Annotated in this window: 15 protein-coding genes; 13 read left to right on the forward strand and 2 right to left on the reverse strand. The window is 64.4% G+C overall.

The genetic code is table 11. The features are described 5' to 3' along the window. The first annotated feature begins 3 nt into the window (after nucleotides 1-3). The 12 genes from HNQ40_RS05300 (at nucleotide 4) to HNQ40_RS05355 (ending at nucleotide 9652) form a co-directional block, all read left to right on the forward strand. Nucleotides 4-1140: a type II secretion system F family protein gene (locus HNQ40_RS05300; RefSeq protein WP_184676837.1), complete on the forward strand. Its 1137-nt coding sequence runs from the start codon at nucleotides 4-6 to the stop codon at nucleotides 1138-1140. Beyond that, nucleotides 1137-2159 carry a pilus assembly protein PilM gene (pilM, locus tag HNQ40_RS05305; RefSeq protein WP_184676838.1) on the forward strand — a complete coding sequence of 341 codons (1023 nt, stop codon included), beginning with the start codon at nucleotides 1137-1139 and terminating at the stop codon, nucleotides 2157-2159. Before HNQ40_RS05300 ends, pilM begins: the two co-directional genes overlap by 4 nt. Next, entirely contained in the window at nucleotides 2144-2734 is a 591-nt protein-coding gene (locus tag HNQ40_RS05310) for a PilN domain-containing protein (protein ID WP_184676839.1), read from the forward strand. The genes pilM and HNQ40_RS05310 overlap by 16 nt, the downstream gene beginning before the upstream one ends. Continuing rightward, nucleotides 2734-3324 (forward strand): hypothetical protein, encoded by a 591-nt coding sequence (locus tag HNQ40_RS05315; RefSeq protein WP_184676840.1) that lies wholly within the window; start codon nucleotides 2734-2736, stop codon nucleotides 3322-3324. Before HNQ40_RS05310 ends, HNQ40_RS05315 begins: the two co-directional genes overlap by 1 nt. Before the next feature lie 68 nt (nucleotides 3325-3392). Continuing rightward, nucleotides 3393-3953: a hypothetical protein gene (locus HNQ40_RS05320; RefSeq protein ID WP_184676841.1), complete on the forward strand. Its 561-nt coding sequence runs from the start codon at nucleotides 3393-3395 to the stop codon at nucleotides 3951-3953. A 179-nt stretch (nucleotides 3954-4132) separates the two neighbouring features. Further along, nucleotides 4133-4600 (forward strand): prepilin-type N-terminal cleavage/methylation domain-containing protein, encoded by a 468-nt coding sequence (locus HNQ40_RS05325; protein WP_184676842.1) that lies wholly within the window; start codon nucleotides 4133-4135, stop codon nucleotides 4598-4600. A 113-nt stretch (nucleotides 4601-4713) separates the two neighbouring features. Further along, nucleotides 4714-5202 carry a GspH/FimT family pseudopilin gene (locus HNQ40_RS05330; protein WP_184676843.1) on the forward strand — a complete coding sequence of 163 codons (489 nt, stop codon included), beginning with the start codon at nucleotides 4714-4716 and terminating at the stop codon, nucleotides 5200-5202. Continuing rightward, nucleotides 5199-6842 carry a prepilin-type N-terminal cleavage/methylation domain-containing protein gene (locus HNQ40_RS05335; RefSeq protein WP_184676844.1) on the forward strand — a complete coding sequence of 548 codons (1644 nt, stop codon included), beginning with the start codon at nucleotides 5199-5201 and terminating at the stop codon, nucleotides 6840-6842. The genes HNQ40_RS05330 and HNQ40_RS05335 overlap by 4 nt, the downstream gene beginning before the upstream one ends. A gap of 38 nt (nucleotides 6843-6880) precedes the next feature. Further along, a complete protein-coding gene (locus tag HNQ40_RS05340) occupies nucleotides 6881-7420 on the forward strand; it encodes a type IV pilus modification PilV family protein (protein ID WP_184676845.1) in 540 nt (179 codons plus the stop codon). After that, a complete protein-coding gene (locus HNQ40_RS05345; RefSeq protein WP_184676846.1) occupies nucleotides 7417-7890 on the forward strand; it encodes a hypothetical protein in 474 nt (157 codons plus the stop codon). Before HNQ40_RS05340 ends, HNQ40_RS05345 begins: the two co-directional genes overlap by 4 nt. 66 nt (nucleotides 7891-7956) lie before the next feature. After that, complete coding sequence (locus tag HNQ40_RS05350) at nucleotides 7957-8343, forward strand: response regulator (RefSeq protein ID WP_184676847.1); 387 nt, start codon at nucleotides 7957-7959, stop codon at nucleotides 8341-8343. 163 nt (nucleotides 8344-8506) lie between these two features. Next, complete coding sequence (locus HNQ40_RS05355; protein ID WP_184676848.1) at nucleotides 8507-9652, forward strand: ABC transporter ATP-binding protein; 1146 nt, start codon at nucleotides 8507-8509, stop codon at nucleotides 9650-9652. 63 nt (nucleotides 9653-9715) lie between these two features. Here HNQ40_RS05355 and HNQ40_RS05360 read toward each other — a convergent pair whose 3' ends face one another. Further along, a complete protein-coding gene (locus HNQ40_RS05360; protein WP_184676849.1) occupies nucleotides 9716-11173 on the reverse strand; it encodes a radical SAM/SPASM domain-containing protein in 1458 nt (485 codons plus the stop codon). A 225-nt stretch (nucleotides 11174-11398) separates the two neighbouring features. Here HNQ40_RS05360 and HNQ40_RS05365 point away from each other — a divergent pair, with 225 nt between their 5' ends. Next, nucleotides 11399-12304 (forward strand): family 16 glycosylhydrolase, encoded by a 906-nt coding sequence (locus HNQ40_RS05365; RefSeq protein WP_184676850.1) that lies wholly within the window; start codon nucleotides 11399-11401, stop codon nucleotides 12302-12304. Nucleotides 12305-12346: 42 nt separating this feature from the next. Here the strand turns inward: HNQ40_RS05365 and HNQ40_RS05370 are convergent, their stop codons facing one another. Next, nucleotides 12347-12736, reverse strand: a complete 390-nt coding sequence (locus tag HNQ40_RS05370; protein ID WP_184676851.1) for a hypothetical protein — start codon at nucleotides 12734-12736, stop codon at nucleotides 12347-12349. Between the last annotated feature and the right edge of the window lie 16 nt (nucleotides 12737-12752).

Consider the following 12752-nt stretch of genomic DNA (forward strand, 5'->3'; position numbering starts at 1 on the left):
ACGATGCCCACGACCATCTCGACCGCCCGCCGGGCCAAGCCGACGGCCAAGCCGAGTAAGGCCGACCGAGGCCCGCGCTTGTCGCTGAGCGCCCGCTACCACCGCCAGCGGAACCTGCTGTTCGTCGCCCGGCAGATGCAGGTGTTGCTCGCCTCAGGCACGCCGGTGGTGTCGGTGCTCGAAGGGATCGAACGTCAGACGAAGGACGAGCTGTGGCGGGACGCGATCGCGGGTGTGCGGCGCAGCGTGGAAGAAGGCGCAAACCTCTCAGCCGCGATGGCGCAGTACCCGCACCTGTTCGACCGCGTGTTCCGCAGCCTGATCGAAGCGGGCGAGACCGCCGGCAAGCTGCCGGAGATGCTCGATCGGCTCGTCAAGCTGACGCAGAAAGATATCCAGATGCGCAGCGGCATCCTCGGCGCGCTGCTCTACCCCGCGATCCTGCTGACGGTGGTGGTCGTGGTGTTGTGCATCACGCTGATCGTGGTGGTGCCACGCTTCACGCTGCTGTTTGAATCGCTGAGTGTGCCCATCCCCCCGACCACGCAGGCGACGGTGTTCGCCAGCGAGGTGTTGCGCGGCTACTGGTGGGCGGTGCTTACCGTCCTGATTGGCGGGGGCGTGGGTCTGTTCTTCTGGCTGCGGACCGACGGCGGCCAACAGGCGCTGCACACCTTGGCGATCCGCATGCCGATCATCGGCAAGCTGACCCAGAGCTTTGTCACCGCCCGCATCGTGCGCCTGCTGGGCGTGCTCATGAACAGCCACCTGCCGCTGCTGCAGACGCTGGAGCTGGTGAAAGCCTCGGCCGGCAACCGGCACTACGCCGCACTGATCACCCGCGCCGAGCAGGCCGTGGGCCAGGGCGAGCCGGTAAGCAGCGCGTTCAACAACCCCGAGCTGATCACCCCTTCGGTGTACGAAGCGTTCCGCAGCGGCGAAGCCAGCGGGCGGATCGCACCGTCGCTGATCACCGTGGCCGACTTCCTCGAAGAAGAGAACGACGTGATCGTGCGTTCGCTGACCAAGATCCTCGAGCCGTTGATCCTCATCGTGCTCGGCGGGATGGTCGGGCTGCTGGCGGTGAGTATGTTCATGCCGCTGTTCGACCTGACCGCGATGGCGGGAGGTGGCCAATGATCGGACGCACCCCCACCACCCCGATCGGCCTGGACCTGGGCGACACCGTGCTGCGCGCGGTGCAACTGGAACAGCGCAACTGCCGTTGGGAAGCGCGCGACGCGATCGAGATGTCGCGGCTATATCCCGGCCAACCGTTCAATGAAGACGAAGCGCGACGCCTCGCCGCGGTGTTGTCGCGCCGCTCGTTCGTAGGACAGTCGCTGGTGGTCTCGCTGCCCAACGGCGAGCTGATCCGCGGGCTGGTCGAAGTCAACGGCAAGACCGAAGACGGCCCGATGTTCGAAGCGGCTCTCGAGATCGAACGCACCCACGCGCTGGAACCCGGCACGTATGAACTCGCGGCGTGGCTGCCCCCCGCCTCGGGCAACCGCCGGCAGACCGCGGTGTGCGTCAACGGCTGCAAGCACGCCACCTCCACCGCGCTGCTCGACGCGTTTGAGTCGGCGGGGTTGACGGTCCTGGCGTTGGATAGCCGGGCGTGCGCGATCGGCCGGGTGCTCGAACCGCCGCGCCAAGGCCAACCGCAGCTGACCGCCGTGCTGGACATCGAGGCCGAGAACACCGAACTCACGCTAATCCACGACGGCAACGTGGTCTACCAACGCGCGCTGCTCGACTCCGGCTTGAATCAAGCCGCGAAACGCCTGGCAGACCACGGCCTTTCGGAAACGTCGGCCCGGTACAGCCTGTCCACGTTCGGGTTGGCCCACGTCGAACACGACTACGCCGAGCCGGTCCGCAAAGCTTTGGCTGGATTTGTCCGCGGGCTGGTGCAGGAAGCCGAGCCCGCGCTCGACTACGCTGCGCGGATCTACACCGATCTACCGATCGAACGGCTCGCCGTGGTTGGCTGCGGCGCCGCCGTGCCCGCGCTGGGGTATGAGCTGCAGCAACAGCTGCGCTTGGCCACGCCAGCCAAGCCGATCGAAGTGGCGTCGCTGGACCAGGCCGCGGCTTTCGCGGTCGCTTTGGGGATGGCTCTGCATCCCGAGGAGGTCGCATGGGCAGCGGCGTAAACCTCATCCCCGCACCGATCCTCGCCCGCCGCAAAGAACGGCGCCGCGTCGGCCATGGCCTGACCGCCACCGCGGTCTACCTGTCGCTGCTGTTCGTCGCGACCACGGGCTATCTCACGCTCAACCCGCCCCGCTCGACCGAGGCCGCCACGCAGACGCTGGCGGTCGACACCGAGCATGTCGCGGTCTTGCGCAAGCAGGTCGATACGCTCAAGCGTGACCTGGTCGAGGCCAACCACCAACTCGCGGGCAGTCGTGTGTTGTCCGAGCGTCCCGACTGGAGCACGCTGCTACGGCTGATCGCACAGGCCGCCGGGCCGGACGTGGTGCTGCATGATTTCTCGCTGGGCACCACCGGCCCCACGATCGAAGCGGGCGCGTGGGTCACCCTCGGCGGCATCGCCGCAGACCCGTGGACCGTCTCGTCGTTTGCCCTGCGTCTGGAAGACGCCAAGTTGTTTGACGTCGTGAAGATCGAATCGTCGCGGCGCGAGCCCTTCCGCGATCGCACCGCCACGGCGTTTGTCCTGCGTTGCGAACTGCACGAATCCGGCCAAGCCGAGGGGGGACCGTGATGCCGATTAGCCTGAAACAACAGCCCGCGTGGTTGATCTCGAGCGGCGGCGTGATCGCGGCCGTGGCGTTGACGTGGATGGCCTACGCCTGGGTCGTCGCGCCCAACCACGAGCGTGCCAGCGAAGCCCAAGCCATCAACGCCGCCGCGGAGAACGAGCGTCGGACCGCCGAGCAGCTCGAGGCCCAACTCAACGTGTTGGTGGAGAAGATGGCCCAGCGCCGCGAAGCCCTCGACTCGATGCCCGTGAAGCTCGGCGATCGGCGTCAGCTGAACCGACAGATCGCGTCGCTGATCGAGCTGGCGCAGGCCCAGGGCGTGGAAGTCTTGCAGCTCCAGCCGGGCGTGACCACGCCGGGCGAGAACTACGACCTGACCGCCCTGCGACTCGAAGCGCAGGCCGGGTTCCCCGCGTACCTGGCCTACCTCGATGCGCTGCACGAGTCGTTCCCCGACATCAGCGTGGTGGGTATGCGGCTCAAGAGCAACCCCCGCGATGCGAACCCGTTGCCGCGTGCGGATCTGAACCTGGTGTGGTTCACGGCGGTGGATGAAGCGATGCTGAGCCTCCAGGCGGCCGGGGACCGATAAAAGAATTTGCACCGCAGGGAGCGAAATCGACTTGCCTCGGGGTGAGCTGTATCGATTTCTTGGGTGTTATGGCACTCACCAAAGAGCGCAAAATCCTGATCACCGTCGCGGGCGTGGCCTGCGGCATCTTACTGCTGGACAGGGTCATGCTCGGCGGATCGATGGGCGGCCCCACCCCGGCCCAGGCCGCGGGCCCGAGCGTCGCGGTCGTTGCGCCGGCGGCTCCCGCAGCCGTGACGCCCGCCGCGACGGACGTGGTGGCCCTGGACCTCACCGGCTCGCCGCAGGACACCACCTCGCTGGCTCAGCGCCTCTCGCGTGCCGGCAAGCACCTGCCCGAGGCGACCCCCGATGCGTTCCGCCCGTCGGCCCGGTGGCACAACCCCGCCCCGGCTTCGCCCGGTGCTGCGCCGGCCCGGCCGGATTTTGACCCCCGCGCCTTTGCCGACCGCAACCCGCTCGACGCGGTGTACGCCAGCCCCCAAGGGGCCTACGCCATGATCGACGGCCAGGCCACCCGCCTGGGCGAGGTCCGCGACGGCATGACCCTCACCGACATCGGCGACCGCTGGGTCGTCTGGTCCGGCGGCGGGGTGAAGGTCAAAGTCCATCTCGATCCGGTTCGCTGAAGTTTTCCTATTTTTCGTAGCCGATTTTTCTATTCCGGCCTACGTCCGAATCCAAGTTATTGCGTGCAGTTCCGGTCAAGCAATAACAGGTTATCCCCGATGACTCTATCAGCACCTGGGGGTTGGACGACTTTCGATGAAGACGTCCGTTCAATGCTCAGCAACACTTGGAGAATGAAATGTACGCCAACCCGAACGCCCGTGGATTCAGCCTGGTCGAACTCGTGATCGTTGTGGTCATCGTGGGCCTGCTGGCCGCCATCGCCATCCCCCGCTTCAGCCGCGGCGCTGCGGGTGCCACCGACTCGGCCCTGAGCGGTGACCTGGCCGTCCTGCGTAACGCCATCGAGATGTACGGCGCCGAGCACAACGGCACCTACCCCCTCGCCGCGACGTTTGAAGCCCAACTGACTCAATACACCAAGCTCGACGGCTCGACCAGCGCCACCAAGGACGCCGACTTCCCATACGGCCCCTACCTCCACGCGGTCCCCGCGCTGAAGGTCGGCGCGGCTGCGGGCGGCACCGGCATCAAGGCCGTCACCGCTGCACCCACCCTCGAAGACGCAGACACCTCCGTCGGCTGGCTCTACAACCAGACAACGGGCCAGATCTACGCCAACGACACCACCAACATCGCACGATAACGCACCCGGGCCACTTCACGCCCGAGTCATCAGCCGTATCACGGCGACACGGCCCACCGCCGTGTCGCCGTTTTCGTTTCCCGCACCGCCGCGCGTTGGCCACGAGGAACCCCGTGCACACATCCGCGAAGCCTCCCATCCCGTGCCGCGTCGCCCGCCCCGGTTTCAGCCTGGTCGAGCTGGTACTCACGCTGATCATCATCGGCCTCGTCGCGGCGATGGCGGTACCCCGCTACGGCGAAGCGCAGGCCCGCTACCGCGCCGACGCCGCGGCCCAGCGTGTGGTCGCCAACCTGGAAAACGCCCAGACGCAGGCCGCCAGCTCGAGCGGCGACATCACCGTGTGGTTCCGCGTCTACCTGGACATCTTCGAGATCACCGCCAACGCCTCGGCCGACAACGCGGAGCTGATCTATCAGACCCACCTGTCAGAAGACCCCTACTTCTGCGACATCACCGAGGCCGACTTCGGCGGGAACCACTTCGTGGTCTTCGACGGGTTCGGCAAGCCCAACACCGGCGGCACCGCCACGCTGGAGGTCGGCGGGCTGACGCGGACCATCACGCTCGACCCCGACACCGGAAAGGCGACGATCCAATGAACGCGCTGCGTCCGGTTCAACCGCGGGGGTTCTCGCTGCTGGAGATGGTGATCAGCCTCGCGGTGATCGCGGTGCTGTTGGTGGGGATGTCCTCGGCGATCGTGCTGGCGTCTCGTGCGCTGCCGGGCCAGGGCACTGCGGCAGGGGCCACCGTCCAAACCACGCGTGCCCTGCACCAGCTCCGCGACGATCTGCACGCCGCCACCGAACTGCTCAACCGCACCGCGACCTCGGTCACCCTCAACCTGCCCGACCGCGACGGCGATGGCCGACCCGAGGTCATCACCTACGCCTGGGCGAACAGCTCCGGCCAGCCGCTGACCCGCACCGTGAACCAAGGCTCGGCGGTGACGCTCCTCGACAACGTCCACAGCTTCAACCTGGCCTACACCACGACCAGCCAGGACCAGGTGTACCCGGGCATCGTGACGCGCTCCGCGGAAGTCGAATTTTCGAGCTACGACAAAGACAGCGCCGACACCCGACAACTCAACGACAACAATCCGATCGGGTTCCGCTTCACCCCCACGCTCCCCGCCTCGACCGTGAACTGGTACGTCACGAGGGTGCTGATGCGGACTTCGGCCCACGGCAACGACAACGGCCAGGCCACCTTTACCCTGAGCGGATGGGATACCGGCGTTGGGCCCGACGGCAACATCCGCGAGGCGTTGGATATCCCCGAAACCCAGCTCGACCAATCCGGCAACTGGGCCCAGATCGAGTTTGCCGGCACCAACAGCTACACCCCCGGCGAAACCGCAGCGCTCACGTTGACCAACTCGGGCTCCGCCACCGCCGCCAACATCACCTGGGACAACATGGGCATCCCCGCCAACGCCCACCGGTCCAGCGACGGGGGATCGACCTGGGAGATCAGCCTCGTCACGGGGGCGGTCGAGCATTTTGTCTACGGCACCTACGACTCCGCCGGCGACGATTGGACCTACACCCGCAGCTTCGTCACCGATCTGCAGATCACACTGTCTCACGCGGATCACCCGACCACCTCACACGATTTGCATCTGCCCTTGCCCAATGCGCCCGAAGCCGTGGATGAGCTCTGGGAGGCCGACTTCAACGCCGACCCGACCACGCTCGATTTGGACGACGACGGCTCCGCGGACTGGCAAGGCAATCCCACCTTCGATACCGCCGGGCTAAGTGGCGGGGCGTGGACCGTGAGCGAGACGCTCAAGCTGGTCAACCAGCAGACACCCTCGGCACCCGTACGCCTTGAGGCCTGGCTGCAAGACACCACCGACAACAGCCTCGGTGGCGGACTCGAATTCCGACTTAGCGACGGGGTACGTGAAGCCGCGTTGATTGTCGGCATCTCACTGACCGGCAGCCAGCAGTTGGTTTCGCTCTACAGCAAAGACGCAGACAACCAACTAACCACCCTGGGCAAGCACACCCTTGCGTCCAGCGAACCCGCGAGAGTCCGGCTCACCACCAACCCCAACACGAATACCGTGGCCTTCGAGGTCGATGACCAAATCATCGGCAGCTACCTCTACGTCGCCGACGGGAACCTGACCCACAACATGCTCCAGCCGTACCTCGCTTCAGGCGAAACCGGCATCCGCTACCAGCACCTCCGCGTGAACATCGGCGGCAGCGCCACCTTGCCCAAGTAAACCCCGCCCTCGCCACCTTGTACCAGCCAAGCCGAAACATGAAACCGTATCGCACCCACTCCCAACAACCCGCGTTCTCGCTCGTCGAGACCGCCATCGCGACCCTTTTGGTCGGCGGGTTGTTTGTCGTGGCGATGAACATGGTCGGGGCTTCGCGGATCACCCAATCGCGATACGCCGATCGGGAACAAGCGATCATCCTCGCCGAGGACATGCTCAATGAAATCCTGGCGCTGCCGTACGAAGACCCCGAGGGCGGGATCGTGTTCGGCATCGAGCTGGGCGAGCTGCTTGGCCTGCGGTCGTCCCTCGACGACATCGACGACTACCACCAGTTTTCACAGTCCCCACCCGCCGACGCCCAGGGCAAAGCCATACCCGGGGCGGACCGGTTCACCCGCGAGGTATTGGTGTATTGGGTTGAGGCGGATTCACCCGCGGTGCCCCATCCTTCAGAAACCGGCGTGAAACGCGTGGTCGTGCAGGTCTCCATCGGCGAAAAGAAACTCGCACAACTCGCGGGCCTCGCCACCTCGGCCTGGCCCGAAGTCACCGCGATGACCGAGGGCACGCCATGAACCCAACACGCGCACAACATGCAACCGCAAATGCGCGGCAACGCGGCTCGGCCCTGGTCCTGGTCCTGGCGGTCAGCTCGATCGTGGGCGTGATCGGGTTGTCTGCGCTGATGGCGGTCCGGCTGCAGAACACGGACATCGAGACCCGTGCCGACGCGGTGCAGGCTCAGCAATTCGCCGACAGCATGCTCCGGGTGATCCACACCCGCCTCACCAACAACAGCAGCTGGCGTACGACGCACACCCACGACACCTGGACCTCCAACGAGGTGATCGCCCAGGGCGGCTTCATGCGGTACGTGATCCGGGACGAGGGCGACAGCGATCTCGCCGACGCCGACACCGACCCCGCTCGGCTGGTGGTCCGGGTGAAGTACGGCGACGCCGTGCGTCTGGCCAGCCTGCAGATCAGCGGGGTAACACCTACAGAAGTCATCCGCGGCAGCTACCGGCGAGAACTCGATCAATAATCCGGGTTTGTGCTGAATCCGTTGCCGCCCCTGGCCGATCTTGCATATCGGAGTGTGTATTTAATGATGAGCGATAAGCCCACCATCCTGATCGCCGACGACGAGACCCACATTGTCTACATCGTCGAGGCCAAGCTACTCAAAGCCGGCTACGACGTCGTCGTTGCACGCAACGGTGAAGAAGCACTTAAGCGTGCCCTTGAGCACCGCCCGGCGTTGGCGATTACCGATCTGAACATGCCGGTGATGGATGGCTTGCAGTTCAGCGTTGCGCTGCGTGCCGAGGCCAAAACCGCTGAAATCCCCGTGATTATGCTCACCGGCCGGGGCCACACCGTGCCAGAGCAAGACCTGGCACAGACCAACATCTGCCATCTCGAATCCAAGCCGTTCAGCGCCAAGCACCTGCTTTCACTGGTGCAAGACGTCCTGGCTCAGCGTCAGGCCGCCTGACCCCATTTCTCACTTTCGCCAACTTATCTTCTGCCGGTTATCCCCTGCGCATCCCTTGGCCCAGCCGAGCTCGCGTGGTAGACTTTTCTGCTCAATAACAGTTCCGATTTGTTCTTGAGTCGGCCGCTCACCGCCGACTTTTCCTCGACGCAGGACCCCTACCTTGGCTCAAGTCACGATCAAAGATGTCGTCAAGACCTACCCCGGCAACGTCACCGCCGTGAAGGGCATCAACCTCGAAATCGCCGACGGCGAATTCATGGTGCTCGTCGGCCCGTCGGGTTGCGGTAAGTCGACCACGCTCCGCATGACCGCGGGTCTCGAAGAGATCACCGGCGGCACCATCAGCATCGGCGACCGCGTCGTCAACGACGTGCCCCCCAAAGACCGCGACATCGCCATGGTCTTCCAGAACTACGCGCTCTACCCGCACATGACCGTGTACAAGAACATGGCCTTCGGCCTGAAGCTGCGCAAGTTCCCCAAGGCCGAGATCGACAAGCGCGTCCGCGAGGCCGCCGAGATCTTGGGCATCACCCAACTGCTCGACCGCAAACCCAAAGCGTTGTCGGGCGGTCAGCGTCAACGTGTCGCGCTCGGCCGGGCGATCGTCCGTGACCCCGCGGTGTTCCTCTTCGACGAGCCGCTGTCCAACCTCGACGCCAAGCTGCGTGTCGAGACGCGTGCGGAGATCAAACGCCTGCACAAGCGCCTGACCACCACCACAATCTACGTGACCCACGACCAGGAAGAGGCGATGACGCTGGGCGACCGCGTCTGCGTTATGTCCGAAGGTTTGATCCAGCAGTGCGACACGCCGATCACCGTGTACGACCGCCCGGTCAACCGCTTCGTCGCGGCGTTCCTCGGCACCCCGCCGATGAACTTCTTTGATGGCCAACTCGTCGCTGAGAACGGCGGCACCTGGTTCAAGTCCAACCACGGCGTTAGCGTCGAACTCACCGGCCACCACGCCGAATTGGCCGCGGGCAAGGTCGGCAGCGAAGTCGTCATGGGCGTCCGCCCCGAAGGCATGTTCCTCCGCCCCACCGAGTTCGCCAGCACCGAGTCGCAAACGGTCAACATGACCGTCGACGTCACCGAGCCGCTGGGCAACACCATGGACGTGTTCCTCTCCAACGCGACCAACGGCGAAGGCGACCGCGCCACCGCCCGCGTCAAGGCCGAGCCGCTCGAAGAAAACGCGTCGGTCAAGGTCTACCTCGACCAATCGAAGATCCACTACTTCGAGCCCGGTAAGTTCGGCGTCAACCTCACGCTGCCCGAACTGGCCGGCGTCGGGGCGTAAGCCTGGTTCCAACTGATCTCATCAAAGCCCGCGTTTCCCGACGCGGGCTTTTTCTTGCGCCGCTCACCGCCGTTTTTTGCGGGTTTTCACCCGCGGCTTGCGCGAATTCCGCGGCATGATCGACGAAGGCGCCTCGGCGGGCGGGATGTCGCCGCGCTGGATATATCCCGCGAGCCACTCCAGCCGCGGCATCGCGTGGGCGAAGAACATGCGGTACCCCGAGCAGAGCGCACTGGGCGCCGGCCGACTCCCGCGCACCGGGCGGTGCTTCGGGCATCCGCCGTTGCACACCCGGCGGAAATCGCACGAACGACACATCGCGCCGTGCTCCTGCTTCCGGCGGGCGAACGTCTCGAAACGCGGCGAATCCAGCCGACTCATCCAGTCGGTGTCGAGCGGCGCAGCGTCCCCGGGCTCAGACGGGTCGAGCTTTTGTCCGTTGCAGGTCAACGACACGGGCGGCGAGACCTGTCCGAGCCCCCAGTTGGGTTCCACGAAGTGGTCGCAGCCGTAGACGCTGCCGTCGTGTTCGAGGGTGACTTGGCCCGCACAGGTGTTGCCGAGGGTGCACTCGGTCGAGTACCCGCGGGCCAGGATGCTGAGCACCGCGTCGAACATGCGGACCGACACGCGGTGTCGGTGATGGGCGAACCAGTCGTCGAACACGTGGATGAGGAACCGGCCGTACGCCTCGCCGGGTGGGGAGAAGTCAGCGGTCTTCCAAGCGTGGTCTCCCGTGGCGTCGGGATCATGCACCCACTCGACCGCGGGGATGAACTGGATCCAATCGGTCCGCAGCGCCATGAGCTGACGCCAAACCTCGCGCGGCCGAGTGACGTTGCGGTCGTTGAGCACGACCAAGAGGTTGTGCTCCACCTTGTGCTTCTGCAGGATCGCCCGGCCGTCGAGCACACGCTGATACGTGCCGCGCTGCTGACGGTCTTTGCGGTAGTGGTCGTGGTCGCGCAAGAGCCCGTCGAGCGACAAGCCGACGAGGAACTGGTGCTGATGGAGGAACGCGCCCCAGTCGTCGTTGAGCCGCGTGCCGTTGGTCTGCAGCGCGTGGTTGACGGTTTGGCCGGGGCGTCGATGCTTCTCGACCAACTCGATCATCTTCTTGAACCACGGCAAACCCGCGAGCGTAGGCTCACCGCCCTGCCAGGCGATCGAGACCTCCGCCGCCGCCTCGGGCAGGTAGCCCGCCAACACACTCTCCAACACGTCGAGCGACATCCGCTTGGCCGGGGCCTCGTAGCCCTGGGCCACCGGCAGGTAGTAGCAGTAGTCACACGCCAGGTTGCACGTCGCCCCGACGGGCTTGAGCATGATCGTGGTCCGCCGAGGGGAGAGGCCCTGGGAGACCCCGGGCGTGGCGGAGAAGTTGAACGGCCCGCCCCCCAAGGCGTCTTCATCGAACCGTGCCCCGCGGTCACCGGGTGCGGCGTTCATCTCCATCCCGGAGAACCCGGGGGTTTCGGAGTCGGGCGTGAAAGTCACTTCGTCAGAAAAAGTCCAAGCCATTTCGTAAGCGTAACGCAGAAAAACAACGCAACAAGCGGTAGTTTTTTTGTGCGGTTTGCGGGGTCAGCCCGAATTGTCGCGGTTCAAGGACCGCAGTCGCGGTCGTCCCACAACCGTGAAAACCGCTGCTCCGAGCGATCAAAACGGCCCAAAGCGGCGTAGGATGCTGGAGAATCGACCAGAAAACCCTAGCTTGATCTTGCGCCAATTTGTATATTGTTGACAATGAAACGCCTGCCCCTCCTTACCGTTCTGGCCGTCCTGACTTTCCCCGCTACTGCCCAAGACTGGAAAGATGTGCCCATCCCCGTTGATCCGGGCGAAGGCATGGTCTGGGAGCTGCAGGAAAACGTCTCGGACGACTTCAACTACGACGCCCCGGCCGACAACAAGGGGCCGAAGTTCACCCAACGCTGGGACGACTGGTACCACAACCAGTGGACCGGCCCGGGCCTGACCCTGTGGCAGCGTGACCACGTCGAAGTGAAGGACGGCATGCTCACCTTCTCCGCCAGCCGGGCGAAAGACGGCAAGAGCGTGCACCTGGGCTGCGTGTCGTCCAACGAGCAGGTGATCTACCCGCTGTACATCGAAGGCCGGGCGCGGGTGCACGACTCCGTGCTCGCCTGTGCACTCTGGCTGCTGAGCGCCGACGACACCCGCGAGATCGACTTCATGGAAGCCTACGGTGCCGACACCGCATCCGGGGCCAAGAAAGACAAGAGGGACCAGACCTGGTTCTCCCACCGCATGCACGTCAGCCACCACATGTTCATCCGCCAGCCGTTCCAGGACTACCAGCCCAAGGACGCCGGCTCGTGGATCTACAAAGACACGCCGTGGCGCGAAGAGTTCCACACCTACGGCGTGTACTGGCGCGACCCCTGGCACCTCGAGTACTACATCGACGGCGAACTCGTCCGCACCGTCTCGGGCCCCGACATCATCGACCCCCACGGCTACACCAACGGCGGAGGCCTCAACCTTCCGATGGACATCATCATCGACAACGAAGACCACGACTGGCGCTCGAACAACGGCGTCACCCCCACCGACAAAGAACTCGCCAAGTACGACGATCACCCCTTCCAGGTCGATTGGATCCGGGCGTATAAGCCGGTGAAGAAATAAACTGACAGCAAGCCGATTATTTAAAACCTATAACACCGAAACCTATTTGGTTTCGGTGTTTTTACTTGTGCCGACAAAACCTTCGCAGAAAAACTCGTAACACGGACCATCATCAAAACAGGTGAGCAAGTGTTTCAGCTCAACCGACTGATTATGGGCGTTATGCCATTTGTCTGATCGCATTTGGATGGCTGTCAATTCTTCGGTCTTGCCAAGATCGACAATAGAGTCGTAAGCCAAGTGAACCATTTCTGCGGTTAAGGACGGCGTATAGAAACACCGGTACGCAACAACACCTTGAAATCGAAGTTTTGCGGATTGACCATCCTCACCCGTCAGGCTCAATTCGATTTCACGCCTTAGGAGCGTCCGAAATTGCGCACCCGATCCACTGCTTGAAGGAAAATCCAACTTAAACAGCTTCTCCGGCATGGCAGCTTCGCAAGGA

This window comes from Algisphaera agarilytica, assembly GCF_014207595.1.
Classification (GTDB): Bacteria; Planctomycetota; Phycisphaerae; order Phycisphaerales; family Phycisphaeraceae; genus Algisphaera; species Algisphaera agarilytica.